A 25,511-nucleotide genomic window follows, 5' to 3' on the forward strand; every position below is an offset into this window, starting at 1 on the left:
TACTGCGCCTATTGTTGCTCGCCCCGGCTGGTGTGCGACGTCAGTTCTGCGGGTGTCCACGCGGTCCAGGTGGCTTCGCCGACGAGGTGTCCATCGGTGAGCTGGGCGACGATGCGCGGGCCGGTGCTCGAGCTGTTGTCGTACACGGTCGCATAATCGCAACGTGGGAACGCCTGAGCGACGGGGCCCCACAGTCTTTGGTATCGCTGGCGGATCTTGTCTTCGGGCACTTCGTGCCCGCCGGCTCGGACCCGGTAGCGTACACGTTGGGCCGCTAGCTCCTCGGGAATCACTACCACGTGCATGACGACGGTGTACTCGTGTGTGCGTGCTTCGTCGATCGGCTCCAGCTTCGACGGGTGGGAGAACACCGTCTCGGCGATGAACGACTTCCCCAGGGTGCAGGTGTGCTCGGGTTTTCGCGGCGATGTCTGCCGCCTCGTAGGCGTGTAGAGCCGGATTCGCGGGCCATTGTTGTGTGGCGATCTCGTCGGCGTTGAACACGGTGCCTTCTTCGGTTCCGAGTTCGCCGATCGGCAACCGGCCGGCGAGGGCGTCCTCTGCTCGGTGCCGGGCCGCGGTCTGCCGGCTCGAGACTGCACGTCCCACCCGGGCCCAGAGTTCGAGTTGCTGGCGTCCGGTGCGGTGCTGTCGTTGTCCCTCGGCGATGGCGCTGGCCACCAGGTCGGCTGTCAGGCGGGTGACCTTGTCTCCGGTGTTGTGCATCGCTTCACTCCCGGGTGGGGTCGGCCGGGGTCTGCTCCCTCGTGGCAGGCGGGTCGAGGGGGTCAGTCACCGCGGCGCGATACCCCATGGGTCGGCGACGGCGCCGAGGGCCATGTTGACGGCGGCGACGGCCTCGCGGACCGAGGCGGTGGCCTCGTGGAACGGGAATGCCGGGTACCTGTAGCTGTTGCCGACCGAAGGGGCGACGACCTTGCCTGCGGTGCGCAGGCGGGAGGCGGCATTGCGATCGGCTGCTGGTCGGTGCAGGACGGCGGCGACCTGGCCGGCGGTGAGCATCGGACGGTCGAGGATGTGCCGGCGGGCGGCTTGCTCGATTTCGGCCTGTGCGATGGCGTCGTCGCGAGGTCGGCGCCGATCCGGGCGGCGTGGGTGCGGTCGGTCAGCGTCGGTGCCATCGCCAGCAGAGCGGTCACCTGATTGCGAACCAGGGTGCATCTCGGGGCGCCCGGTGAACTCGGAGACAACAACGTCGATCAAGTCGGTGGTCGACAGATCCGACAAACCGTGCCGTCGTCCGGTGACGGTGTGCTCTGAGGGCGGTCGCCGACACGCAGGTAGCGGCCCTTCACGGTGTCTCGGCGAATGCGGTAGCCGGAGAGCTTCTGGTGTCGCGTGGGAGAGATCGTGCGGTGGGTCGACATGAGCACTCCTTGCTACGTTTGCACCGGATTCTCACATCGTTGCTTTCGTTGCGGTGAGTGCTCGGCTGCGAGGTCGAACGGTGTGAGGGACGTGGGGATCCGCTGAGGCGTTATCGCTGGCGAGAGACGGCGGCGTTGGCGCCAAGGTTTCCGGGGAATGCGGGCGTGCGGGATGGGGACGCCGATGCCGCTTGGTAGGTCGGCGAGGCATTCGACCGGCGATAGGTTCGGGAGAAGGAGACGTCGACGCGCGGCGCGACGGCACGTCTCGTGGAATGGTCGCCAGCTCGAGGAATCCTCACCTCGTCGATCGTCTGGCCCACGCCCACGCCCACGCCGCCGTCGAGGCGACCACTGCGACACCCGCGACCACCGTTGCTGATCTCGCCGAGACGATCAGCACCAGCTCGCGCGCGAACCGGAACCTGCCGCGAGCGTGACCACGGCAGCATGAAGTCCAGCGGTAAGGGCGGAGAGCAAGTCGCATTTCGTGCGGCGACGACCGGGCCGCTGCGTTCCGGTGCACGTAGGTGTCCTCCTCTGGGGCATCTGGACAGCCTTCTCCAGGGTGAGCGACAGCCGCCTCGAGTTCACCCGACGCGAACGTTGCCATCTGTCAGCGAGTCCGCTTGGTAATCAAGTGCCGCAGAAGGTTTGGAAGGTCTTATTGAATGACGCCGGGGCGGGTGTGATGTAGTCGGCCCACTCGTCGCGGGGCGCGAACGGATGCGTGACGACCTCGAGTAGCTTCTCGAACGGAGCGAGCTCCCCGTCCGTCGCGGCGCGCAAAGCAGCATCGAGCTGATGGTTGCGCGGGATGTACAGCGGGTTGACGCAGTCCATCACGTCCGCGGTCTCCGCTGCCCCACGCCCCTGTTTCGTCAGAACCCCGCGCCACCGTTCCAACCATGGACCGATGCGCTCGCGCGGTACGAGGCCGTCGAGAGGCATCGAATTTCCACGTAGTTCGTCCGCGAGAGCGCGGAAGGTGCCTGTCCAGTCGGCACCGTGTTCCTCCATCAGCGTCAGCAGGTCGTCGACCAGCGCTCGATCGAGGGGCTCGCCGGCCACACCGAGCTTTGCCGCCATACCGGCCGCGTAGTGACCGGCGTAACGCTCATCGAAGGTGTCGAGGACTGCCGACACCGCGGTGATCGCGTCATCCGGCGTGGAATCGATCAGCGTCAGTAGCGTTTCCGCGAAGCGCGCCAGATTCCACTTCAGGACAGCGGGCTGGTTGCCGAACGCGTAGCGGCCGCTGTGGTCGATCGAACTGAACACTGCGGCGGGGTCGAACGCGTCGAGGAAGGCGCACGGACCGTAGTCGATAGTCTGACCCGAAATGGTCGTGTTGTCGGTGTTCATCACTCCGTGCACGAAACCGATGCGCATCCAGTGCGCCACCAGTGACGCCTGCGCCTCGACCACGGCCTCGAAGAACGTCAGGTAGCGATTGCTGTCACCCGTCGTCGGCAGTTCGGTCAGCTTCGGGTAGTGGCGTGCGATCGCGTAGTCGGCGAGCGGCTGCAGCACCTCGCCCTGCCGCACCGCGTATTCGAAGGTGCCCACGCGCAGGTGACTGGCTGCGACCCGTGCGAGCACGGCACCGGGTTCGGTGCCGTAGCGGCGAACGGACTGGCCCGTCGCGACCACCGACAGCGCGCGCGTCGTGGGGATGCCGAGGGCATACATGGCCTCGCTGACCAGGTATTCGCGCAGCATCGGTCCGACCACCGCGAACCCGTCGCCGCCGCGAGAGAACGGCGTCCGCCCCGAGCCCTTGAGGTGCAGGTCCACTCGCTGACCATCACTGTTCACCAGTTCGCCCAGCAGCAACGCCCGACCATCCCCGAGTAGCGGTGCGTACCCACCGAACTGATGGCCCGCGTATGCCATCGCCACCGGCGTGGCCCCCGCCGGCGCCGTCGACCCGGACAGGACGCCGACCCCGTCCTCGCGTCGCAGCGCGTCTACGTTCAACCGCAGCGACGCCGCGAGCTGCTCGTTCAGCACGAGCAACGTGGGGTTCGGCGCATGGGCGCCCTGCCACGGCACCGTCAGGGCGCCCAGCTCGTCGGCGAAGGTGCTTTCGAGGCCGGACACTGCTGTGTTCGTGCCCACGGTGGAATCCGGGATTGCAGCCATAATGCGAGGGTAACCACCCCGTGACTGGGTTTGTGCCACGCAGGGCGTTCGGGCTATGCCCCAGACAGGGTAGGGCCGCACCGGCATCAAACGTATGCGTTGTCGCGGACGGAGCATTGACGGCCGCCGTAGCGGGTGAAGCTGGCCGGAGCGCGGCCACTCGGAACGAGCTGATGCCGGATCTGCTGGGGTTCGCGAACCGCACCGACCTGCCGATCCTCGCGCAGGCCGCGATCGCGCACGCCCAGTTCGAGTCGATCGACCCGTTCACCGACGGTAACGGACGCATCGGAGTACGTGGGCAGAGTCCTGCACCGCCTCGCTGGAGACGATCACGGAGCGGGCGACGTACTCGACGAATCCGTACGTATCCCCCGGTTGGTAGCGGGTCAGGTGGTCGAAGTAGCGGCGGGTGTCGGCGAGCATCACCGACGCCAACGGGACGGTAACCCGAGCACAGACTTGCCAGGCGGTCATCAAGAAACGAGTGCTCGTCGAAATCGCCCGCGTCTAACCGTGGTTGGCTGATGAAGCCCGCCGCCGGTGCCGAGAACTCGACCAACCGCATCGGCACTGAGTGGGCCCGGCGCGGCACTGGCTAGAATCGGGCGATGGACAGGATCGACCGCGCCAGCCGGGTGATCGCGGCACCACCGGCGACTGTCTACGGCGCCCTCCTCGACCGAGAGTCCCTCGAGGCCTGGTTGCCGCCGGACGGCATGCGCGGGCGGGTCGAGCGGTGGGATCCCCGGCCTGGTGGCGGGTTCCGGATGGTCCTCACCTACCTCGACCCTGTCGACAGTCCCGGCAAGACTTCGGATGCGACGGATGTCGTCGATGTCGGATTCGCCGAGCTGGTGCCACCGGAGCGCGTGGTGCAGCGGGCGGTGTTCGAGGCCGACGACCCGTCGTACGCGGGCACTATGACGATGACCTGGCACCTTGCTGCCGCCGGTGACGGGACCGAGGTGACCGTCACCGCCACGGACGTGCCACCCGGCATCGACCAAGCGGTTCACGAGGCTGGGATCGCCTCCTCGCTGGCCAACCTGGCGTCGTACGTCGAAGGGGCGGGCTGACTCGGGTCGGCGGTGACCCGGGCCCGGGCACTTCGTCGAGGAAGCGGTCGAACACCCTACCCGTCATCGGGAGCATCCCACCAGATGCGCGCGGATCAACTAGTGGTGGGGGACTGGTGGAGACATTCGAGATGCGTACCGTTGGATGGCATCAGGTGTGCGGGGAGGCGGACAGGGTGCTCGTGGATGAGGTGCCGCCTCCCCGAGTCGGTCAGTCGCCGATAACGGCGTCGGCCTCGATCTCGATGAGCAGGCCGGGGGCGATCAACGCGCTGACCTCGAGGATCGTGGTGGCGGGACGGATTTCGCCGAAGACCTCGCCGTGCGCGATGCCGGCTTCTTCCCACCGGCTCATGTCGGTGAGGTACATGCGGGTGCGGATCACATCAGCGGTGCTCGCGCCGGCCTCGATGAGTGCCGCTTCGATTCGGCGCAGTGCCTCTCGGGTCTGTTCACCGAGGTCGTCTCCACCGACGGGTCCGTCGGGACCCGACGCAGTGGTGCCCGACACGGACACGAGTTGTCCGATCCGCACGGCGCGGGAATAGCCGATCTTGGCTTCCCACTCGGAACCGGACGAGACGTTGTTTCTGTTCGACATGAGGGTCATTGTCGCAAGCCCCGATCCGGCGCTCATTAGCGCGGTCGTGCTCGACTCTCGCGAGCCCGAATGGGGCGAAGCCTTGACACGGGTTAGAACAAATGTTCGCATGTAGTCATGAGGTGGGATGGGCAAGCGGTCGATGCCGACGACGGCGCGTTGCCGGGGCTGGAACGTGCCGGCCTCGTGCGCAGCGTGCAGACGCCCGAGTTCGATGGCATCACCTTCCACGAGGTGCTCTGCAAGAGCGCGCTGAACAAGATGCCCGAGGAGTCGCAGCTGCCTTTCCAGTTCACCGTCAATGCTTTTCGTGGATGCTCGCATTCGTGTCGCTACTGTTTCGCGCGACCCACGCACGAATACCTCGACCTCGATGCGGGCCGGGATTTCGACAGTCAGATCGTCGTGAAGACGAATGTGGCGGCGGTGCTGCGCAAGGAGTTGGGGCGGAAGTCGTGGAAGCGCGAGCACGTGGCGCTCGGAACCAACACCGATCCGTATCAACGGGCAGAGGGCCGGTACCGTCTCATGCCCGGAATCATCCGCGCGCTGGCCGAGTCCGCGACACCGTTCTCGATCCTGACCAAGGGCACGCTGCTGCGACGCGACCTACCCCTGTTGACGCTCGCCGCCCAGCAGGTGCCGGTGAGCATCGGAGTGTCGCTGGCGATCCACGATCCCGACCTGCAGAAGTCGATCGAGCCGGGCACACCCACGCCGAAGGCGCGCCTCGATCTGATCCGGGCGATCACCGACGCGGGTCTGCCCTGCAATGTGATGGTGGCCCCGGTCATTCCCTTCCTGACCGATTCGGTGCGGCATCTCGACGGCCTGCTCGAGTCGATCGCCGACGCCGGCGCCTCGGGGGTGACCGTCTTCCCCATGCACCTGCGCGGCAGCACCAAGGGCTGGTTCATGAATTGGCTGGCCGCCGAGCATCCCGCGCTCGTCCGGCAGTACCGGCAGTTGTACGGGCGGGCGGCCTACGTTCCGCCCGAATACAAGTCGTGGCTGAAGAAGCGTGTCGATCCCCTCGTCGACCAGTACGGCCTCGGCGGCGGGGCGAAGCATCGCGAAGCAGGTCAGGCCGAGGCTGCCGAGTCCGATCGTCGTGAACTCGTCGGCGCCGGTCGTCCCGGACCGGCCCTCACCCTGTTCTGAGGTGAACGGTCCGTCTGGGCTCGTACCACTCTGCGCCGGCCGGTTCTCCCGCCATGTTCCAACTCCACGAGACGGTCGGGGTGATGCGCACGTAGATCCCGGGTCCGACCATTCCGTCCCGTTCCACCGGTTGCTCGGCCGTACCGTCGACGCGGATGGACCGCGCGATGAACGGTTCGAACGAGACCAGGTCGTCGACGACCAGCGACACCTTGTCGTTCCCGGCCCGGATGTTCCGGAACTTGCGGGTACCGGCGACGGACGGGCCGGTGCCGCCCACCCAGAAGTGCGTTCCGTCGAACTCGAACGCCAGCGGAACCACATCCGGTTGCCCGTCTGAGTCGACCGTGGCGACGCGCGCGAGCGGCTGCGACCGCAGGTAGGCGATCTCTTCATCGGTGAACGACACGAAAATCTCCTGTTCGATGGCGGGCGACGTCTCTGTGTCGACACTAGCCATGCGGACGAGTAACACTGCCCGCATTCCCGGAGACAAACGGGGAGGGATTCGACGCACACGAGCGAGGAGCACCATGCCTGTGAGAAGTCTGGTTGTCCGTTCGGCGGTCGTGGGTTCGATTGCCGCTGCGGCACTCATCGGGGCACCGGCCGCTGCCGCCGCAGATGCGGCGGCGCTGACACCCACCTTCACGATCGGGCACGGCCTGTACCCCGGCGATGTCAGCATCTGTGGAGGCCGGATCGACGCACAGGCGTCGTCCGACTACCCGGAGCCATACGGCCCGAACTACGTGCTGTTGACAACGCATTTCGCGGGCACCTCCCGGGTCTGCATGGTCGACGGAACGCTGCACTGGCGCAATCTCGACACCGGCGCCTCCGGAACGACGCAATGGGCGCTGAGCGGATGGGACGGGCCGGGCGCGCCGACAGCCGTGTACTTCGATCCGGGGGCGGGGCGGGTCAGCGTCGAGATCACCGCGAGCACCCCGCACATTCCGGGTGGGGGGCGAGTTCACGGCGTCCTGAACCGGGGGTGACGGGTTCAGGCGAAGACGTTGTCCAGCCACGACTTCCACGCGTCCTGCGACTTCTCCTGGTCGGCGGCGTCGGCGTCGTCGGCGAAGAGGTGGTGCGCGGCGTCGACCGTTCCGCCGAACGCGTTGCGGCCGTAGAAGCGGAACAGCGCGTCGGCGGTCCGGATGCCGAGGAAGTACGGTGTCAGGTAGTCGACGACGCCGTCGAGGATTCCGAACCCGGGCACGTCGACCGACACGGTGTCGCCGGGGGTCGAGGTGCCGGACAGGCCGAGCGCGGTGCGGAGTGTGGACATCGCCTCGGGATCGGAGGAGGCCGCCGGACCGTCCGCCGCGATGTAGGTGGCCGCGCGACCGGGGAAGTACCGGACGTACTGGCCGAGGCTGTGGAGGTAGAACGTGGTGTGCTTGTCGGCGCCGTCGTACTGGGCGTCCCAGTCGTCGGTGAAGATGCCGCTGTGCACGTAACGCAGGGCTGCGGTGCCGCCGTCGCGGGCCTCGATGAGGTATTCGAGCGCGTTGAACCAGCCGTCGGGGCCTTCCTGACGAACCGCGAACTTCCGCGGCGGCTCCCACGCGACGACGGTCGGGTCGTCCGGTCCCTCGCTGCCGACTCCGGGATCGAGTTCGGTGGGGAACATCCACCCGCCGGTGCCGCTGGTGACGGCGGCGAACACGTCTTCCGGGGTGGCGTCGAGGACGACTTCGCGGCGGATCTCAAAATTCTTGGACATGGCTACCTCTCCTCGTGACGGGCGTCGGGTGACTTCGCTTGCTGGGACGGTGTTTTCAGGCTGGGGTGCAGTGCGACGACGAGGCGGTGCCCGCGCCCGGTCGCGGCGTTCTCGTCGTGGTACCGGGCCACCAGGTTCTTCACGGACTCACCGAGTTCGTCGGCGAAGGCCGACCGGTCGGCGGCCGACGCGAACCGGATCTCGCTGTCGATCGCGAACGTCGCCAGGGGCTGACGGGCCGCGGTGGCTCCGGCGATCAGCTCACCGACCTCGCGTACCAGCCGGGCCGCCAGTGCCACCAGCCAGCGGGCCGACAGTTGGTCCGGTGCGCGGTCGGGGTCGGGTGCGAGGGCGGCGAACGCGGCGGGGGAGATGACGTACGACGCGGCGGTGGCCTGGAACACCCGCTCGGTGACGTTTCCCTTCCTGCGTTCCTCGACGAGTTCGACGAGCCCGTGCTCCTCGAGCGCCCGCAGGTGGTAGTTGGCCTTCTGGCGTGTCAATCCCACCTGGGTGGCGATCGAACTCGCCGAGCCGGGTTCGGCGAGCGCCGCCAGCAACCTGGCCCGGACCGGGTCCAGGGAGATCTCGGCGGCGGCCGCTTGATCGATCACTGCTACGTCCAGCATGGGTCTACACTCGCACCGACAATAAGTTCTGTCAAGACAAAAATAATTGTCGGTGCTGCCTGCCTCAGCGGAGCGCGGGAGGGTTGTTCAGATCGCGCGCGGAGTAGGTGTCGCAGGCCTGGACCTGACCGGTCCGGTAGCCGGTGGCGAACCACTTCTGCCGCTGCTCCGAAGAGCCGTGCGTCCAGCCCTCCGGATTCACGCGCGCGCCCGCGGACGCCTGGATCCGGTCGTCACCGACCGACGACGCGGCAGAGAGGGCGTCCTTGATATCGCTGTCGGTGAGGGTGTTCAGGAACGGCGGCCCGCCGTCGGGGCCGGGGAGGGTGTCGGCGTAGTGGGCCCACACACCCGCGTAGCAATCGGCCTGCAGTTCGGTCCGCACCGCCGCGGAATCGGCGCCCCGCGGATCGGCCTGCGCCCGCCCGATGTTGCCGAGCTGGTTCTGGATGTGATGACCGAACTCGTGCGCCACGACGTACTCCTGCGCGAGCGGCCCGCCGCTCGACCCGAAACGGTCGACGAGGAGCTGGAAGAAGCTCGTGTCGAAGTACGCCGTCGAGTCCGCCGGGCAGTAGAACGGGCCGACGTCGCTGGTGGCGTTGCCGCAGCCGGTGTTCACCGAGCCGGAGAACAGGACGACCTCCGGCGGGACGTACGCGGTGCCGGTCTGGGCGGCGAGCTCCTGTCCCCACACTGAGTCGAGGCTGCCCGCCGTGAACACCACGCGACAGTTCACGTCGCGGTTGGCGTCGGCGCCGGTCTGGCAATTCTCGAGGCCGGCGGAACTCTGCGCGGAGGAATCCGTGGTGCCGCTCAGGCCGCCGAGCAACGAACCCGGATCACCCCCGAGGAGCAGTGCGAGAACCAGCACGATCAGACCGCCCGCGCCGCCGCCCATGGCAAACTTGCCGCCCAGGCCACCCCCGCCGCCTCCGCCTCCGACGGACACCCTGCCGGAGTCCATGCGGGCGCCCTCGTTGAAGGTCATGTGTCGTCGCTTTCTCTTCACTTTTCCGGTGCGTGCCGATCGAGCCTCGCACGTGAAGCGGGTATGCGTTTCCGCTCACGCACGGTGTCTCCGTAGGATCTCAGCCAACGAAGTAGCTTGCCCCATGTTTCGAAAGGAATCCCGTGCTGCGCACACATCTCGCCGGTTCATTGCGAGCCGAGCAGGCCCAGCAGACCGTAACCCTCACCGGTTGGGTTGCCAGGCGTCGTGATCACGGCGGGGTGATCTTCATCGATCTACGTGACGCCTCGGGCGTGTCCCAGGTGGTGTTCCGGGAGGGCGCCGCCGCCGAGCAGGCCCACCGCCTGCGCGCCGAGTACTGCGTCAAAGTCACCGGTGTCGTCGAGGTCCGTCCCGAGGGCAACCAGAACTTCGAGATCCCGACCGGCGCCATCGAGGTCAACGTCACCGAGCTCGAGGTCCTCAACGAGAGCGCTCCGCTGCCGTTCCAGCTGGACGACCAGGCCGGTGAGGAAGCGCGCCTGAAGTACCGCTACCTGGACCTGCGCCGCGAGGGCCCCGGTCACGCCATCCGGTTGCGGTCGAAGGTCAACGCCGCGGCCCGCGCCGTGCTCGCGCACCACGAGTTCGTCGAGGTCGAGACCCCCACGTTGACACGGTCGACGCCCGAAGGCGCCCGCGACTTCCTGGTGCCCGCGCGCCTGCAGCCGGGCAGCTTCTACGCGCTGCCGCAGAGCCCGCAGCTGTTCAAGCAGCTCCTCATGGTCGGCGGCATCGAGCGCTACTACCAGATCGCGCGCTGCTACCGCGACGAGGACTTCCGCGCGGACCGCCAGCCCGAGTTCACCCAGCTCGACATCGAGATGAGCTTCGTGAACCAGGACGACGTGATCCTCCTCGCCGAGGAGGTGCTGGCTTCGCTGTGGAAGCTCGTCGGGCACGAGATCAAGACGCCGATCGCGCGGATGACGTACGCCGAGGCGATGCGCCGCTACGGCTCCGACAAGCCGGACCTGCGGTTCGGTGTCGAACTGGTCGAATGCGCCGAGTTCTTCAAGGACACCACGTTCCGCGTCTTCCAGCAGGAATACGTCGGCGCGGTGGTCATGCCCGGTGGTGCGAGCCAGCCGCGCAAGCAGCTCGACGCCTGGCAGGAATGGGCGAAGCAGCGCGGATCCAAGGGCCTGGCCTACGTACTCGTCGGCGAGGACGGCACCCTCGGCGGACCGGTGGCCAAGAACCTCACCGACACCGAACGTGAGGGACTCGCCGCGCACGTCGACGCGAAGCCGGGCGACTGCATCTTCTTCGCGGCCGGTGCCACCAAGTCGTCGCGGGCCCTGCTCGGCGCCGCGCGCGGCGAGATCGCCCGCAAGCAGAACCTCATCGACCCGGACGCGTGGGCGTTCGTGTGGGTCGTCGACGCGCCGCTGTTCGAGCCGACCGCGGACGCCACCGCGAGCGGCGACGTCGCACTCGGGTACAGCGCCTGGACGGCGGTGCACCACGCGTTCACGTCGCCGAAGCCGGAGTCGATCGATACCTTCGACACCGACCCGGGGTCCGCTCTCGCGTACGCCTACGACATCGTCTGCAACGGCAACGAAATCGGCGGCGGCAGCATTCGTATCCACCGCAAGGACATTCAGGAACGAGTGTTCAAGGTGATGGGCATCTCCCACGAAGAAGCCGAGGAGAAGTTCGGGTTCCTCCTCGACGCCTTCGCCTTCGGTGCCCCGCCGCACGGCGGAATCGCGTTCGGCTGGGACCGCATCACCGCGCTGCTGGCCGGTGTCGATTCGATCCGCGAGGTCATCGCGTTCCCGAAGTCGGGTGGCGGCGTCGATCCCCTGACCAGTGCGCCGGCTCCGATCACCGCGCAGCAGCGCAAGGAATCCGGTGTCGACGCCAAGCCGGAGCCGAAGGGCGAGGCCGCGGCGGCCAAGTCGGACGCACCCGCGGCCAGGTAGGCGGGGGCCCTTCGGCACGCTGTGCCGGAGGTACCCGAAGAGCGGACGACGCGGAACAGCCGGGGGACACGATGTTGCACCTGAGAGTGATCTGTCCGGCCGAGCGCACCGAGGACGTCCTCGGTGTGCTCGCTGCGGAACCCGGCGCCACCCACGTGGTGGTGCTCCGCGAAGCCGCGATCGACCCGGCCGGCGACGCGATCCAGGCCGACGTCGCCCGGGAGTCGGCGAACGACGTGATCGACGCGCTCGAGGCCCTCGGAATCGAGCGCACCGGAGCGATCACGGTGGAGCCCGTCGAGACGGTGCTGTCGAAGGCCGCCCGGGAAGCGGAGAAGGCGGCTCCGGGCGACCCGGCGGACAGCGTCGTCTGGGAGGAACTGGTCAGCCGGACGCGTGAGGAGTCGACGCTCAACGGCACGTTCCTCGCGTTCCTCACCATCGCCTGCCTGCTCGCCTCGGTGGGTGTGGTGACCGACTCGCCGATCACCGTCGTCGGGGCCATGGTGGTGGGACCCGAGTTCGGTCCCCTCGCCGCGCTCGCCGTCGCCCTGATGCGGCGCAAGCTCGGTCTGGCCCGGCGGTCACTGATCGCATTGCTCTGTGGTTTCCCCTTCGCGATGGCGGCCACGCTGATCGCGACGCTGCTGATGGAGCGGATCGGCTGGATGGAGTTCGAGAGCATCGAGGCCCTCGACCAGGTCGATTTCATCTACAGGGTCGGCCCGCTCTCCCTGGTCGTCGCGCTCCTCGCCGGCGGGGCCGGAATGCTCGCACTCGTGTCCGCGAAGTCGGCGGCCCTCGTCGGGGTGTTCATTTCCGTCACCACCGTCCCTGCGGCCGGATTCGCCGTCGTCGCGGTCACCGTCGGCGAATGGCGGGTCGCGGCGCTGGCGGCGCTGCAACTCGGGGTGAACATGACCGGCATCGTGGTCGCCGGCGTCCTCGTGCTGGCGCTCCGGCTGCGCAGGGGCAGCGATCCGCGGCGCCTGCTCGAGCAGGCGCGAAAAGAGCGCTCCCTGTCGCCGCGGAGAATCCGATGAGCGTCCCGCCGCACGACGGCGCGGGATACGACGAACTCTTCGGCCGGGACGGCGCGGTCCGGGAACCGTGGGCCGAACTGGCCGAGGACTTCGCCGACGGCGGGTCGGACGCCGTCCGCCGCCTGCAGTCCCGCATCCGGCTCCTCGTCGACAACCACGGGATCACCTACAACCCGCTCGACGGGTCGGACGCCCCGACCGCGCCGCCGCGCTGGGAGATCGACGCGGTCCCGCTGGTGGTCGCGGCCGGGGAGTGGGAACAACTCGAGGCGGGCTTCGTCCAGCGCTCACGGCTCCTCGACGCGGTGCTCGCGGATCTGTACGGTCCGATGACGCTCGTCCGGAGCGGCGCCGTTCCGGCTCGCACGGTGTTCGGGCACCCGGGTTACGTCCGTGCGGCGCACGGCATCACGGTGCCGGGGCGGCATCAACTGTTCCTGCACGGACTCGACGTCGGCCGCGGCGCCGACGGAACGTTCCACGCACTGCGCGATCACACGCAGTCACCGGCCGGCGCCGGTTACGCGATGGCGGACCGCCGCGTCATCGCGCGGGCGATGCCCGGCATCTACGAGACGGTGGGTCCGCGCCCGCTGTCGTCGTTCGCCCAGTCGATGCGGCTCGCGGCGATCGACGCCGCCCCCGCGGGCACCGAGGACCCCCTGGTCGTCGTGCTCAGCCCCCGCACCCGATCCGAGGCGGCGTTCGACCAGGCGTACCTCGCGACGGTCCTCGGTTTCCCGCTCGTCGAGAGCGCCGACCTGGTGGTCCGCGACGGCCACGTGTGGATGCGTTCGCTGGGCAACCTGGAACGCGTCGACGTGATCGTCCGACGTGTCGACGCCGACCTCGCAGATCCACTCGACCTGCGCCCCGACTCACGATCCGGTGTGGTCGGACTCGTCGAGGTGCTGCGACGGGGTGCGGTGACCGTCGTCAACACGCTCGGCAGCGGGATCCTCGAGAACCCCGCCCTCACCCGGCTGCTTCCGGACCTGTGCCGACGGCTCCTCGACGAGGACCTCCACCTTCCGTCGGTGCCGAGTTTCTGGGGTGGCGACCGGTCCGAGCTGTCCCACATCCTGGCGCACGCGTCGACGATGGTGCTGCGGGAGGTGCGCGGTGGGTCACCGATCGTGCCCGCGGAACTCGGCGACGCGGACCGGGAGGCCGTGCTGGACCGGGTGCGCGCCGAACCCGACCGCTGGGTGGGGCAGATCGTGCCGGACCCGTCGTATGCGCCCGCCGCCGACGGGTCCGGCGACATCGTCCTCGCACCGGTCGGGATGCGGCTGTTCAGCGTCGCGCAGCGGGTGGGGTTCACCCCGATGGCCGGTGGTCTCGGCACGTCCCTGGTTCCGGGCGCCGAACGTGGGGACCGGCGGCACGCCGGGGCGAAGGACGTCTGGATCCGGCTGGCCCAGCGCACCGCGTCCACCGAACCGCGGGACGGCGCGGAGCGGGACGGGGACGCGCTGCCCACGTACGCGGCGACGACGTCCGACCTGATGACGTCGCCGCGCGCGCTGACCGAACTGTTCTGGATGGGCCGGTTCGCCGAACGCGCCGAGGGCGCGGCACGACTGATGATCGCCGTGGGGGAGAAGTACCGCGACTATCGCCTGCGACCGTGGCTGGCCGGGGGCGGCAGCCTGCCGATCCTCCTCGACACGGTCCTGCGGGTCGCCGACGCCGACAACTGTCCCGCGGACGGGTTCGATCGGGGCCGCGAGTCTGGCTCGGACCCGGTCGCCGACCAACTGCGGGTGCGGTCCGAGTTCCGTTCGCTGACGGTCGACACGGACCGGGACGGGTCGCTCGCGCACGCGGTCCGTGGTGTCGAGCAGGCCGCGCGGGCGGTCCGCGGGCAACTGTCCAACGACATCTGGGCCGTCCTCAGTTCGGTCGAACGCACACTCGGCCAGGTCGCCGCCGACCCGGTCGACGACGGGTCGGTGCTGTTCGAGGCGCAGTCCGCGGTGCTCGGTGGGATGCTCGCCCTGTCGGGTGTCGCTGCGGAATCCCTCGTCCGCGACACCGGCTGGCACGTCATGGACATCGGCAAACGGATCGAGCGGGCGTCCACCCTCATCGCGCTGGTGGAGTCGACGCTGAGCCGGAGGACGGATCCCGCGACCGAACGCGCCGTGATCGAATCGCTCCTCGTCGCCACTGAGAGTTCGGTGGTCTACCGTCGCCGCAATCGGAGCATCCGCCCGGCGGCCGTCGCCGAGTTGCTGCTGTTCGACGTGAAGAACCCTCGGTCGCTGGCATTCCAGCTCGAGGCGCTGCGTGCGAATCTCGCCGCGCTTCCGGATGCCTCGGGTGCGTCCCGGGCGGAGCGGCTCGTCGAGGACATGGTCAATACGGTGAGGCGCGTCGACCCCGCTCAACTCGAATCGGTCGATGCCACCGGGTCCCGGAAGGAGCTGGGGGAGCTGACGACCACCATGCGCGCCCTGTTGTGCGAGTTGTCCGACGTGATGCTGAAGGGGCAGCTGTCCCTTCCCGGCGGCACCCAGCCGCTGTGGGGCAGCGGGACCACATGGAGCACCTCGCAGGGCGGAGTGTCCGCATGACGGACGTGCCGCCCCCGGCGGGCGAGGCAGCGGAGCGTCCGGTGCTGCGCCGATTCACGATCACCCACCGCACCACCTACACGTACTCGGCGGCTGTGTCCTCGTCGTACGGCCGCGGATATCTCCTGCCGCGCGACACCGACGAACAGCGGTGCGTGAGTTCCGTCGTCGACATCTCGCCGGCACCCGCCGACCGCTCCACCGGTTCCGACGCGTACGGCAACCGGAATCTGTACTTCCAGGTGAGCACACCGCACGAGGAACTGGTCGTCGCTGCCGAATCCGAGGTCGAGGTGTACGGCCCGGACAAGAGCAGGCTCGGCGCTGCGCCGGCGAACTCGCCGTGGGAGCTGTCCCGCCCCGTGGGAACCGAGGGGGCGATGGCGCAGGAGTTCGTGCTGGACCTCGAACCCCCCGAGATCGGCGACGCCGTCCGCGAGTACGCGGCCCCGAGTTTCCCGCCGGAACGGCCCCTCGTCGACGCGGTGGTCGATCTCACCACCCGCATCCACCGCGACTTCCGGTACAAGTCGGGGTCGACGTCCGTGTCGACCCGGGTCGCGGAAGTCCTCGAGAAGCGGTCGGGCGTGTGCCAGGACTTCGCGCGGCTCGCCATCGCCTGCCTGCGGTCCAGGGGGCTCGCCGCCCGGTACGTGTCCGGTTATCTGGCGACGCAGCCGCCGCCCGGCAAGGAACGGATGATCGGCGTCGACGCGACCCACGCGTGGGCGGCCGTGTGGATGCCGGGGGACCGGTGGCTGGCCTTCGACCCCACCAACGACCAGCTGGTCGACGAGCGTTACACCGTGGTCGCGTGGGGCCGCGACTACGCGGACGTCCCTCCACTGCGCGGTGTCATATACACAGAGGCACGAAACAGCACCATTGCGGTGTCGGTTGACGTCGCGCCGATGGAAGTGCTCGCACCGGATCAGCCGAAATGCTGAAATTCATCGGGGCTTCCCTAGGAGGACTCGATGATCCGTGTCACTAGCAGGTAAGTTGGTCCGCGATGACTGCAACACTGGCAGACCCCGTTTCAGAGGTAGTTGCCGCAGCCGAGAAGCTGCTGACCCGTCGCACAGGCGCACCCGTGACACTGGTGGATCCCGTGGATCTCGGCGGCAGTGGCCGCACCATCGTGCTCCGCGTGCGCGTGGCGGAGAATCCGTTCTCCCTTCCGCGGACCTTGGTGATCAAGCAGCTCCGTGAGGAGTCCGGGGTGTCCGGAGCGCGGGCCGTCGATCCCGACGACCTGTCCGGGGACAGCGGCAGCGCCTTCCTTCGCGAGGCTGTGTCCTACCAGTTCGCGACCGCGTTGGCGACGGACAGCCGTCCCGGCGCCGAACTGCTCGCGTCCGACCTCGAAGCCCGCCTCCTCGTCCTCAGCGACCTCGGTGACGCGACCCCGATCAGCGCGCTGCTCGAGCACTCCGACGCCGAGACGGTCACCAACACGCTCATGGCCATGGCCCAGGCGCTCGGTCGCATGCACGCGGCCACCGTGGGCCGCGAAGAAGACTTCACCGCGCTGTTGCGCCGCGCCGAGGTCGCGCACTGCGACGACACCGTCGCCGAACAGGTGGAGCGGGCGGTGCCCGCCGTGCCGCGTCTGCTCGCCGAGATCCTCGGCATCGACGTCTCACCCGAGCTCACCGAGCAGGTCGCGCGCGCCGCCAAACTGTTCGAGAGCGGCCGGTTCCGGGCGTTCAGCCCCTCCGACCTGTGCCCGGACAACATCATCGTCAACGACGAGGGCGTGCGGTTCCTCGACTACGAGTGGGGCGGTTTCCGCGACGCCATGCTCGACATCGCGTATGCGCTGGTCTCGTTCCCGGGCTGCCTGTGCAGCATCGACCTGTCCGACGACCGGACGCAGGCAATGATCGAGGCCTGGCGGGCCGAGGTCGTCGGTATGTGGCCCGCCCTCGCCGACGACAACGTCCTCGCCGCCCGCATGGTGGAGGCGCAGCTGATCTGGGTGTGGCTCAGCACCTACCTGTTCCTGCCCGAGAACCACACCCGCATCGCCGCGGTCCGAGAGCATCACCTGTCCGTGCCGCGCTCCGAGGCGCTGATTCAGCGGTGGGACCGACTGGCCCGTTCGGCGGATCACGCAGGGAACACGGTGGTCGCCCACCACGCCCGGACCATCGCCGACAAGATCCGGGGACTGTCCGTCGGCTGACCCGCGGTCCGGCCGGACTGGGTCGGACGGTCCGGTTCCAGTAGCGTCGAACTTGTGAGCGATCTTTTCGGTTCGGATGTCGGCGAGGACGAGTCCGCAGGACTGTTCGAGACGGCGCGGCCGGACGAGGCAGCGGCACCGCCCTCCATCCCTTCCCCCATGTCGGTCAATCCGCACGCACCCCTGGCCGTGCGGATGCGTCCCCGCACCCTCGGCGAGGTGGTCGGGCAGCAGCATCTGCTCGGGCCCGGGGCGCCGCTGCGGCGCCTCGTGGAGGGGTCCGGGGCGGCGTCCGTGCTGCTGTACGGTCCGCCCGGCACCGGGAAGACGACGCTCGCGTCGCTGATCTCCGGCGCCACCGGCCGCCGCTTCGAGGCACTGTCCGCCCTGTCCGCCGGGGTGAAGGAGGTGCGCGGCGTCATCGAAATGGCCCGACGCCGCCTTCTCGCCGGCGAGCAGACGGTGCTGTTCATCGACGAGGTGCACCGCTTCTCGAAGACTCAGCAGGACGCGTTGCTCGCCGCGGTGGAGAACCGGATCGTGCTGCTCGTGGCCGCCACCACCGAGAACCCCTCGTTCTCCGTGGTGTCCCCGCTGCTGTCCCGCTCGCTCGTCCTGCAACTGCAGTCACTCACGGCGGACGACATCGAGAACCTCCTCGACCGTGCCCGTACCGACGAGCGGGGTCTCGCCGGGGAGATCGAGATCGCGGGCGACGCGATGGACCACCTGGTGCGGCTCGCAGCCGGCGACGCCCGGCGGGCGCTGACCGCGCTCGAGGCGGCGGCGGGGGCGGCACTCGACCAGGCCGATGACGCCGACCGTCCCGTCCTGCTGGACCTCGCGACGGTCGAGGCGAGCGTCGACAAGGCGGCCGTCCGCTACGACCGCGACGGCGATCAGCACTACGACGTGATCAGCGCCTTCATCAAGTCGATCCGCGGTTCCGACGTCGACGCGGCCGTGCACTACCTGGCGCGGATGCTCACCGCGGGTGAGGACCCGCGATTCATCGCGCGGCGGCTGGTGGTCCACGCCAGCGAGGACATCGGGATGGCCGACCCCACCGCGTTGCAGACCGCGACGGCCGCCGCACAGGCGGTCCAGCTGATCGGCATGCCGGAGGCCCGCCTCGCGCTCGCCCAGGCCACGATCCACCTCGCCACCGCGCCGAAGTCGGGGGCCGTCATCGCCGCTCTCGGCGCGGCGATGGCGGACGTCGCGGCCGGAAACGCCGGACTCGTCCCGCCCCATCTGCGCGACGGCCACTATGCGGGAGCGGCGAAGCTCGGCAACGCCGTCGGCTACCGCTATCCCCACGACCACCCCGACGGCGTGCTGGCGCAGCAGTATCCGCCGGACGAGCTGGTCGGTGTCGACTACTACCAGCCCACCACCCACGGCGGTGAGCGTGACATCGCGGGGCGGGTGGACAAGCTGCGCGCCATCGTCCGCGGCACGAACCGTCAGGGTGGCCGGTTAAGCTGAATGTTGCCGAAGTGCCGGGTGTGCCCAGCCACCCGGCGACCGTAGTTGCCCTCGAGACAGACAATAAGGATCACTGACGTGCAGACCCACGAGATTCGCCGGCGCTTCCTCGACCATTTCGTCAAGGCAGGCCACACCGAGGTACCCAGCGCCTCGCTGATTCTCGACGATCCCAACCTGCTGTTCGTCAACGCCGGAATGGTCCAGTTCGTGCCGTACTTCCTCGGCCAGCAGACCCCGCCGTACCCGAGGGCCACCAGCGTCCAGAAGTGTGTGCGCACCCTCGACATCGAGAATGTGGGCATCACCACACGGCACAACACGTTCTTCCAGATGGCCGGAAACTTCTCCTTCGGCGACTACTTCAAGCGCGACGCGATCAAGCATGCGTGGGCGCTGCTGACGTCGAGCGTCGACGACGGCGGTTACGGATTCGACCCGGAGCGGATCTGGGTCACCGTCTACCTCGACGACGACGAGGCCCGCGACATCTGGCGTGACGAGGTCGGCGTTCCCGAGACGCGGATCCAGCGTCGCGGCATGGCCGACAACTACTGGTCCATGGGCATCCCCGGCCCGTGTGGCCCGTGCTCGGAGATCTACTACGACCGCGGTCCCGAGTACGGCCAGGAGGGCGGCCCGGAGGCCGACGAGGACCGGTACATCGAGATCTGGAACCTCGTGTTCATGCAGAACGAGCGCGGGCTCGGCATCAGCAAGGACAACTTCGAGATCCTCGGTCCGCTGCCCAAGCAGAACATCGACACCGGCATGGGAGTCGAGCGCGTCGCGTTCCTGCTCCAGGGCGTCGACAACGTGTACGAGACCGACCTCGTGCGGCCGGTCATCGCGAAGGCCGAGGAACTGTCGGGCCGCAAGTACGGCGCCGTCCACGACGACGACGTGCGCTTCCGGGTGATCGCCGACCACGCGCGCACCGCCGCGATGCTCATCGCGGACGGTGTGAACCCCGGCAACGACGGACGCGGCTACGTGCTGCGCCGCCTGCTGCGGCGCATCGTCCGGTCCGCGAAGCTCCTCGGTGCGGACAAGCCCAGCATGCGTGAGTTCATCACCGTCGTCCGCGACACGATGGCTCCGTCGTACCCGGTCCTCGACACCGACTTCAGCCGCATCGAAACGGTCGCCGTCGGCGAGGAGACCGCGTTCCTGAAGACCCTGACGTCCGGGTCCAAGCTCTTCGAAGGCGCCGCCGAATCGGTGAAGGCGTCCGGCAAGTCGACGATCGGCGGCGACCAGGCGTTCGCGCTCCACGACACATACGGCTTCCCCATCGACCTCACCCTGGAGATGGCGGCCGAAGCGGGACTGAGCGTCGACGAGGACGGTTTCCGCACGCTGATGGCGGAGCAGCGGCAGCGGGCGAAGGACGACGCGCAGGCGCGCAAGCACGCCCACGCCGACCTCACCGTCTACAAGGAACTCCTCGACCGCGGACCCACCGAGTTCACCGGATTCCACGAACTGGTCTCCGAGGCGCACGTTCTCGCGCTGATCTCCCAGGGGCAACGGGTCCCCGTCGCGACAGCGGGTCAGGACGTCGAGGTGATCCTCGACCGCAGCCCCCTGTACGCGGAGGCCGGCGGCCAGATCGCAGACCTCGGCACCCTCACCGGTCCGGGGCTGCGGGTGAAGGTCAACGACGTCCAGAAGATCGCCAAGAAACTGTGGGTCCACAAGGTGACCGTGCAGGAAGGCCAGATCACCGAGGGCGATGTCGTGCTCGCGCAGGTCGACGCCGAGTGGCGCAAGGGCGCCACCCAGGGCCACTCCGGCACGCACATGGTGCATGCCGCGCTGCGACAGGTGCTGGGTCCCAACGCGGTTCAGGCCGGCTCGTTGAACAAGCCGGGATACCTGCGTTTCGACTTCTCCTGGCAGGGCGCGCTGACGGAAGCGCAGAAGCAGGACATCGAGGTCGTCGCCAACCAGGCCGTCGCCGCCGACTACTCGGTGAACACGTTCGTCACCGACCTCGACAAGGCGAAGTCGATGGGCGCCATGGCGTTGTTCGGCGAGAACTACGGCGACGAGGTGCGGGTCGTCGAGATCGGCGGACCGTTCTCGATGGAGCTGTGTGGTGGAACTCACGTCGGCAGCTCCGCGCAGATCGGCAACGTCACTCTGCTCGGCGAGCAGTCGGTCGGTTCGGGTGTGCGCCGCGTCGAGGCCTACGTCGGGCTCGACTCGTACCGCTACCTGGCCAAGGAACGCGCGCTCCTCGCCGGTCTGTCGTCGTCGCTGAAGGTGCCCTCGGAGGAGGTGCCCGCCCGCGTCGAGGCGCTGGTGGAGCGACTTCGGGTGGCGGAGAAGGAACTCGAGCAGACCCGCGCGCAGGCGGTTCTCGCCTCGGCGGGCACATATGTCGACAAGGCGCAGCGGCTCGGGCCGGTGCTGCTGGTCGCGGACTCCGCCCCGGCGGGGGTCGGGGGCAACGACCTGCGCGGGCTCGTCACGGACATCCGCGGCCGGTTCGGCACCCAGCCCGCGGTGGTGGTGCTGCTCGGTGACGTCGACGGCAAGGTTCCGTTCGTCGTCGCGGTGAGCAAGTCAGCCCAGGAACTGGGACTGTCGGCCGGCGACCTCGTCAAGGAATTCGGACCGAAGATCGGCGGCCGCGGAGGCGGAAAGGCCGACATGGCACAGGGTTCCGGATCGGACACCAACGGAATCGCGGCCGCTCTCGACGCTGTCCGCGGACAAGTCGCGGACAAGGTGGGGAGCCAGTAGCGGTGGATCGCGCGGAACAGGGTCCGGATCGACCGGGAGTCGACGACCCTGGGCGCGGTCGGCGCATCGGCATCGATGTGGGCAGTGTCCGGATCGGGGTCGCGTCGAGCGACCCCGACGGGATCCTCGCCACCCCCGTGGAGACGGTGCCGCGGTCCAAGGAACGAGGGCCCGACGCGCCGGATATCCGGCGCATTGCCGACATTGTCGAGGAATACGAGGCGGTGGAGGTTATCGTCGGTCTGCCGCAGACCTTGCGGGGTGAACGGGGGAAGGCCGCCTCGATCGCTACTGTGTTCGCGAAGCGATTGCGAAGGAAGGTCGACCCGATCCCGGTGCGGATGGCAGACGAACGTCTGACGACCGTGACTGCCGCGCGGGCGCTTCGCGAGAGCGGTGTCAGTGCGAGAGGCCAGCGTCCGGTGATCGACCAGGCTGCGGCGGTGGCGATCTTGCAGGGATGGTTGGACGAGCGGAGCAGGTCGGTGAACGCAGGGGATTCAGGTGGGGACGTGCAACTACCGGAGGCAGGCCAGTGAGCAATCATCGGCGCCCGGTAGGCGAACGACCCGACTTCCACTACGTCCCCCGACAACCGCGGCGGCACCGCTACCTCGACGAGGACGACGACCAGGTCGACTACGCGCCGCCTCCCGACGACGACGTCGTCACCACCGGCCGGCACGCGGTGATCCACGACGACCGTGACGTCGACGAGCCCGACATCGCCCACGCGGAGCCGGTGTACGAGCGGCCGGTGTACGAGCGGCCGGTTCACGAGCAGCCGGTTCACGAGCAGCCATACGACCCCGAACCCGTGTACGAGGACGGCTACGGTCCCCGCTCGTACGGCGACGCCCGCGGCTACCGCGAGCCCGTCGACGACGATCACGCCTATGTCGACGAGCCGTACGAGGCCCACACCTACCCCGACGAGGGGTACGAGCAGACTTTCGACCCCGAACCCGAACCCGAACACGGCGTCGCGTTCGCGGAAGCAGAGACGCAGATAATCTCGGCGATCCCCGAGGAGATCCCGCCTACGCGCACCCAGGCCCGCACCCAGGCGCGGCGCCGCAAACAGGCCCGCGGACGCGCTCGCCGCGGCAAGGTGTTCGGAGTCCTCGCTGCCGCGTCGGTGCTGATCGTGCTGGTCGGCATGGTGTTCGTCGGAGGCAAGATGTTCTTCGGCACCGACGCCCCCGCGGACTACGCGGGCCCCGGCGGCCCCGAAGTGGTCGTGCAGGTCCATCCGGGCGACACCGCGGAGCAGATCGCGTCCACGCTGGCCGACCGGGACGTCGTCGCCAGCGGATCGGCCTTCTTCAACGCCGCGGTCCAGAGCAACGCGATGAACTCGGTGCAGCCCGGCTTCTACAGTCTGTCCACCCAGATCCCGGCGGAGGACGCGGTCCAGGAACTGGTCGACCCCACTTCGCGGGTCGGGCAGATGATCATCTCCGAGGGACGGCAACTCCACGACACGACCGACGTGCAGACCGGCGCCAAGAAGAAGGGGATCTACACGCTGATCTCCGAGGCCAGTTGCCTGGGTGACGCCGGTTCGGAGAAGTGCATCAGTTACGACGACCTCAACGCCGCCGGCGCGGGCGACCTGTCCGCGCTCGGTGTGCCCGACTGGGCGAAGGACCCGGTCGCGGGCGTTCCGGACCGGGATCGCCAGCTCGAAGGGCTGATCGCCGCGGGCAGTTGGGATTTCGATCCGACCGCCGGTCCCGTCGCGATTCTGCAAAGACTGGTCACCGAGAGTTCCGCGAGCTACGAGAAGACCGGAATCCTCACCGCGGGCAACCAGGTCGGTCTCCCGCCGTACAAGATGCTGATCGCGGCGTCGCTGGTGGAACGTGAGGCGATGCCGGACGACTTCTCGAAGGTCGCTCGCGTCATCCTCAACCGGCTCGCCGTCAACCAGGCGCTGCAGTTCGACTCCACGGTCAACTACGCGCTCGACACCACCGAACTGGCCACCACCGACGCCGACCGCGCTCAGGTGACCCCCTGGAACACGTACGCCAGCCCCGGTCTGCCGGCCACCCCGATCTCGTCGCCGAGCATCGGCGCGCTCCAGGCGGTCGAACAGCCGGCGCCGGGTGATTGGATCTACTTCGTGACAGTCGATTCCAAGGGGACGACGCTGTTCACCAAGAGCTACGACGAACACCTGGCCAACATCGATCAGGCTCTGAACAATGGGATTCTCAACAGTGGACGATGAGTTGATGACCGCACGCAAGGCTGCGGTGCTGGGCAGCCCGATCGCGCATTCGCGGTCGCCGCAACTGCACCTCGCGGCGTACCGGGCGCTGGGTCTGACCGGGTGGACGTACGACCGCATCGAGTGCGACGGCGAACGGCTTCCCGGCCTGGTGTCCGGGCTCGGCCCGGAATGGGTCGGGCTGTCCGTCACGATGCCGGGCAAGATCGCGGCACTCGCGTTCGCGAACGAGCGCACCGAGCGGGCCGTCGCGATCGGCTCGGCGAACACACTCGTCCGGATCGAGGGCGGGTGGCGTGCCGACTGCACCGACGTGGACGGCGTCAGCGGAGCGCTCACCGCGGGCGGTGTCGGAACCATCGCCGGCGCCGACGCGGTCGTCGTCGGGGCCGGGGGAACGGCCCGGCCCGCGCTCGTGGCGCTCGCCGACATGGGCGTGAAATCCGTGACCGTGGTGGCCCGTGATGCGGGTCGCGCCGCGGGCGCGCTGGACTGCGCGGAGTCGGTGGGTCTCGACGTCCGGTTGCTCGGATTCGACAGTCCGGAACTCGGTGCCCGCTGCGCCGCGTCCGCCGCGCTCGTCAGCACGGTCCCGTCCGCCGCGATCAGCGACTACGCGGACGTTCTCGGGCGGGCGCCGTTCGTGCTCGACGCGATCTACGACCCGTGGCCGACGCCGCTGGCAGTGGCCGTCGAGGCTGCCGGTGGCACGGTCGTCGGTGGCCTCTCGATGCTCCTGCATCAGGCGTTCGGGCAAGTGGAGCAGTTTACCGGTCGCCCCGCGCCGCGGGAGGCGATGGCGGCCGCTCTGGGCTAGTTGTCCACAGGCCGAGCCGCCGTCCACAGGCTCATCGTTCCGCCAGGTCACCTCACCCGACGTGCTGGCCGGTTCGCGCACGCTGGTCGTCATGTGGTGGCTGATCGCGACGAGCGTGGTGGCGGGTGCGGGTGCGGGATGGGGTGCGCGCCGGACAGCCGGTCGGTACGGGGGAAAGGTCCGGCCGGGCTGGTGTGAGGCCGTGTGCGCTTTCGGCGTGGCCGGCACGGTCCGCGGTGGGGTCGCGGACACCGCACCGTGGTTGCTGCTGCCGTGCGCGACCGCGTTCTGGTGGTGGTGCGTTTCCCTGGCCGCCACCGACCTGCGCGTGCGGAAGTTGCCGAATCTACTCACACTGCCGGGGTTCCTCGTGATCGCCGGTTTCGGCGCCGCGACCGGTTCCGCGGGCGCCGCCGTGCTCGGCGGGCTCCTGCTGGCATCGGCGTATCTCGCGCTGTTCCTCGGTGCGCCCGGTTCGATCGGCGCGGGTGACGTGAAACTCGCGCTCGGAGTCGGCGCGGCAACCGGCCTGGCCGGGGGAGAGGCGTGGGTGTGCGCGGCCGGGCTCGCGCCGGTGCTGACCGCGCTGGCGGGCTGCGTCGTCCTCGTCGTCCGGCGGGCGCCGCCGGCACTCCCGCACGGACCGTCGATGTGCGCCGCGACACTGGTCGCACTGTTCGCCGCGCACCTCACGTGAACGAGTGCCCGCGCTCCACCCGGTTGGGAGGACC

Annotated in this window: 23 protein-coding genes and 3 pseudogenes; 16 read left to right on the forward strand and 10 right to left on the reverse strand. The window is 68.8% G+C overall.

Annotated elements, in window-relative coordinates; all coding sequences use genetic code 11:
• Positions 1–8: 8 nt before the first annotated feature.
• The 3 genes and pseudogenes from RJ1_RS47345 to RJ1_RS48145 all read right to left on the reverse strand — a co-directional run.
• Positions 9–498 (reverse strand): annotated as a pseudogene (locus tag RJ1_RS47345) (ATPase); the annotation flags it as partial.
• Positions 490–726 (reverse strand): annotated as a pseudogene (locus tag RJ1_RS46955) (TA system antitoxin ParD family protein); the annotation flags it as partial. The pseudogenes RJ1_RS46955 and RJ1_RS47345, both read right to left, overlap by 9 nt.
• A 66-nt stretch (positions 727–792) precedes the next feature.
• On the reverse strand, positions 793–1,023 hold the full coding sequence (locus tag RJ1_RS48145) for a hypothetical protein (RefSeq protein ID WP_255284926.1): 231 nt from the start codon (positions 1,021–1,023) through the stop codon (positions 793–795).
• 640 nt (positions 1,024–1,663) lie between these two features.
• Between RJ1_RS48145 and RJ1_RS46960 the strand changes: the two genes are divergently transcribed.
• Positions 1,664–1,828, forward strand: a complete 165-nt coding sequence (locus RJ1_RS46960; RefSeq protein WP_162850311.1) for a hypothetical protein — start codon at positions 1,664–1,666, stop codon at positions 1,826–1,828.
• A gap of 196 nt (positions 1,829–2,024) precedes the next feature.
• On the opposite strand, the gene RJ1_RS33515 is transcribed toward RJ1_RS46960, so the two are convergent.
• Entirely contained in the window at positions 2,025–3,533 is a 1,509-nt protein-coding gene (locus tag RJ1_RS33515; RefSeq protein WP_073366766.1) for a protein adenylyltransferase SelO, read from the reverse strand.
• Positions 3,534–3,700: 167 nt separating this feature from the next.
• On the opposite strand from RJ1_RS33515, the pseudogene RJ1_RS33520 reads away from it, so the two are divergent.
• Positions 3,701–3,826, forward strand: a pseudogene (locus RJ1_RS33520) (Fic family protein); the annotation flags it as partial.
• Here RJ1_RS33520 and RJ1_RS46295 read toward each other — a convergent pair.
• On the reverse strand, positions 3,801–4,010 hold the full coding sequence (locus RJ1_RS46295) for a hypothetical protein (RefSeq protein ID WP_240320043.1): 210 nt from the start codon (positions 4,008–4,010) through the stop codon (positions 3,801–3,803). The pseudogene RJ1_RS33520 and the gene RJ1_RS46295 overlap by 26 nt on opposite strands.
• A gap of 134 nt (positions 4,011–4,144) precedes the next feature.
• On the opposite strand from RJ1_RS46295, the gene RJ1_RS33525 reads away from it, so the two are divergent.
• Complete coding sequence (locus tag RJ1_RS33525; protein WP_073366767.1) at positions 4,145–4,612, forward strand: SRPBCC family protein; 468 nt, start codon at positions 4,145–4,147, stop codon at positions 4,610–4,612.
• A gap of 211 nt (positions 4,613–4,823) precedes the next feature.
• Here RJ1_RS33525 and RJ1_RS33530 read toward each other — a convergent pair whose 3' ends face one another.
• Positions 4,824–5,222, reverse strand: coding sequence for a RidA family protein (locus RJ1_RS33530; protein WP_073366768.1), 399 nt, complete (start codon positions 5,220–5,222; stop codon positions 4,824–4,826).
• A 108-nt stretch (positions 5,223–5,330) separates the two neighbouring features.
• On the opposite strand from RJ1_RS33530, the gene RJ1_RS33535 reads away from it, so the two are divergent.
• The gene (locus RJ1_RS33535; RefSeq protein ID WP_073366769.1) at positions 5,331–6,374 is read left to right on the forward strand and encodes an Rv2578c family radical SAM protein; all 1,044 of its coding nucleotides are present in this window, start codon (positions 5,331–5,333) and stop codon (positions 6,372–6,374) included.
• On the opposite strand, the gene RJ1_RS33540 is transcribed toward RJ1_RS33535, so the two are convergent.
• Positions 6,361–6,783 (reverse strand): PPOX class F420-dependent oxidoreductase, encoded by a 423-nt coding sequence (locus RJ1_RS33540; RefSeq protein WP_073366797.1) that lies wholly within the window; start codon positions 6,781–6,783, stop codon positions 6,361–6,363. The genes RJ1_RS33535 and RJ1_RS33540 overlap by 14 nt on opposite strands.
• Positions 6,784–6,907: 124 nt before the next feature.
• Between RJ1_RS33540 and RJ1_RS33545 the strand changes: the two genes are divergently transcribed.
• Complete coding sequence (locus tag RJ1_RS33545; protein WP_073366770.1) at positions 6,908–7,375, forward strand: hypothetical protein; 468 nt, start codon at positions 6,908–6,910, stop codon at positions 7,373–7,375.
• Positions 7,376–7,380: 5 nt separating this feature from the next.
• On the opposite strand, the gene RJ1_RS33550 is transcribed toward RJ1_RS33545, so the two are convergent.
• The 3 genes from RJ1_RS33550 to ypfJ all read right to left on the reverse strand — a co-directional run bounded on the left by RJ1_RS33550 (position 7,381) and on the right by ypfJ (position 9,726).
• Complete coding sequence (locus RJ1_RS33550; protein WP_073366771.1) at positions 7,381–8,106, reverse strand: SRPBCC family protein; 726 nt, start codon at positions 8,104–8,106, stop codon at positions 7,381–7,383.
• A gap of 2 nt (positions 8,107–8,108) precedes the next feature.
• Positions 8,109–8,735, reverse strand: coding sequence for an ArsR/SmtB family transcription factor (locus RJ1_RS33555; protein ID WP_073366772.1), 627 nt, complete (start codon positions 8,733–8,735; stop codon positions 8,109–8,111).
• Positions 8,736–8,799: 64 nt separating this feature from the next.
• Positions 8,800–9,726, reverse strand: a complete 927-nt coding sequence (gene ypfJ, locus RJ1_RS33560) for a KPN_02809 family neutral zinc metallopeptidase (RefSeq protein WP_073366773.1) — start codon at positions 9,724–9,726, stop codon at positions 8,800–8,802.
• Between the two features lie 143 nt (positions 9,727–9,869).
• Between ypfJ and aspS the strand changes: the two genes are divergently transcribed.
• The 11 genes from aspS (at position 9,870) to RJ1_RS33615 (ending at position 25,477) form a co-directional block, all read left to right on the forward strand.
• Positions 9,870–11,678 carry an aspartate--tRNA ligase gene (gene aspS, locus RJ1_RS33565; RefSeq protein WP_073366774.1) on the forward strand — a complete coding sequence of 603 codons (1,809 nt, stop codon included), beginning with the start codon at positions 9,870–9,872 and terminating at the stop codon, positions 11,676–11,678.
• 71 nt (positions 11,679–11,749) lie between these two features.
• Positions 11,750–12,721 (forward strand): DUF389 domain-containing protein, encoded by a 972-nt coding sequence (locus RJ1_RS33570; protein WP_073366775.1) that lies wholly within the window; start codon positions 11,750–11,752, stop codon positions 12,719–12,721.
• On the forward strand, positions 12,718–15,300 hold the full coding sequence (locus RJ1_RS33575) for a circularly permuted type 2 ATP-grasp protein (protein WP_073366776.1): 2,583 nt from the start codon (positions 12,718–12,720) through the stop codon (positions 15,298–15,300). The genes RJ1_RS33570 and RJ1_RS33575 overlap by 4 nt, the downstream gene beginning before the upstream one ends.
• Complete coding sequence (locus RJ1_RS33580) at positions 15,297–16,247, forward strand: transglutaminase family protein (RefSeq protein ID WP_073366777.1); 951 nt, start codon at positions 15,297–15,299, stop codon at positions 16,245–16,247. Before RJ1_RS33575 ends, RJ1_RS33580 begins: the two co-directional genes overlap by 4 nt.
• A 65-nt stretch (positions 16,248–16,312) precedes the next feature.
• Entirely contained in the window at positions 16,313–17,488 is a 1,176-nt protein-coding gene (locus tag RJ1_RS33585) for a phosphotransferase family protein (RefSeq protein ID WP_073366778.1), read from the forward strand.
• 54 nt (positions 17,489–17,542) lie between these two features.
• Positions 17,543–18,976: a replication-associated recombination protein A gene (locus RJ1_RS33590; RefSeq protein ID WP_073366779.1), complete on the forward strand. Its 1,434-nt coding sequence runs from the start codon at positions 17,543–17,545 to the stop codon at positions 18,974–18,976.
• Positions 18,977–19,054: 78 nt separating this feature from the next.
• The gene (gene alaS / locus RJ1_RS33595) at positions 19,055–21,727 is read left to right on the forward strand and encodes an alanine--tRNA ligase (RefSeq protein ID WP_073366780.1); all 2,673 of its coding nucleotides are present in this window, start codon (positions 19,055–19,057) and stop codon (positions 21,725–21,727) included.
• Between the two features lie 2 nt (positions 21,728–21,729).
• Positions 21,730–22,266 carry a Holliday junction resolvase RuvX gene (ruvX, locus tag RJ1_RS33600; RefSeq protein ID WP_073366781.1) on the forward strand — a complete coding sequence of 179 codons (537 nt, stop codon included), beginning with the start codon at positions 21,730–21,732 and terminating at the stop codon, positions 22,264–22,266.
• Positions 22,263–23,963, forward strand: a complete 1,701-nt coding sequence (locus RJ1_RS33605) for an endolytic transglycosylase MltG (RefSeq protein ID WP_073366782.1) — start codon at positions 22,263–22,265, stop codon at positions 23,961–23,963. Before ruvX ends, RJ1_RS33605 begins: the two co-directional genes overlap by 4 nt.
• Positions 23,964–23,967: 4 nt before the next feature.
• On the forward strand, positions 23,968–24,780 hold the full coding sequence (locus RJ1_RS33610) for a shikimate dehydrogenase (protein WP_174695052.1): 813 nt from the start codon (positions 23,968–23,970) through the stop codon (positions 24,778–24,780).
• A gap of 91 nt (positions 24,781–24,871) precedes the next feature.
• Complete coding sequence (locus tag RJ1_RS33615) at positions 24,872–25,477, forward strand: prepilin peptidase (protein WP_073366798.1); 606 nt, start codon at positions 24,872–24,874, stop codon at positions 25,475–25,477.
• The last annotated feature ends 34 nt before the right edge of the window (positions 25,478–25,511 follow it).

The organism is Rhodococcus jostii NBRC 16295, assembly GCF_001894825.1.
Lineage (GTDB): Bacteria > Actinomycetota > Actinomycetes > Mycobacteriales > Mycobacteriaceae > Rhodococcus_F > Rhodococcus_F jostii.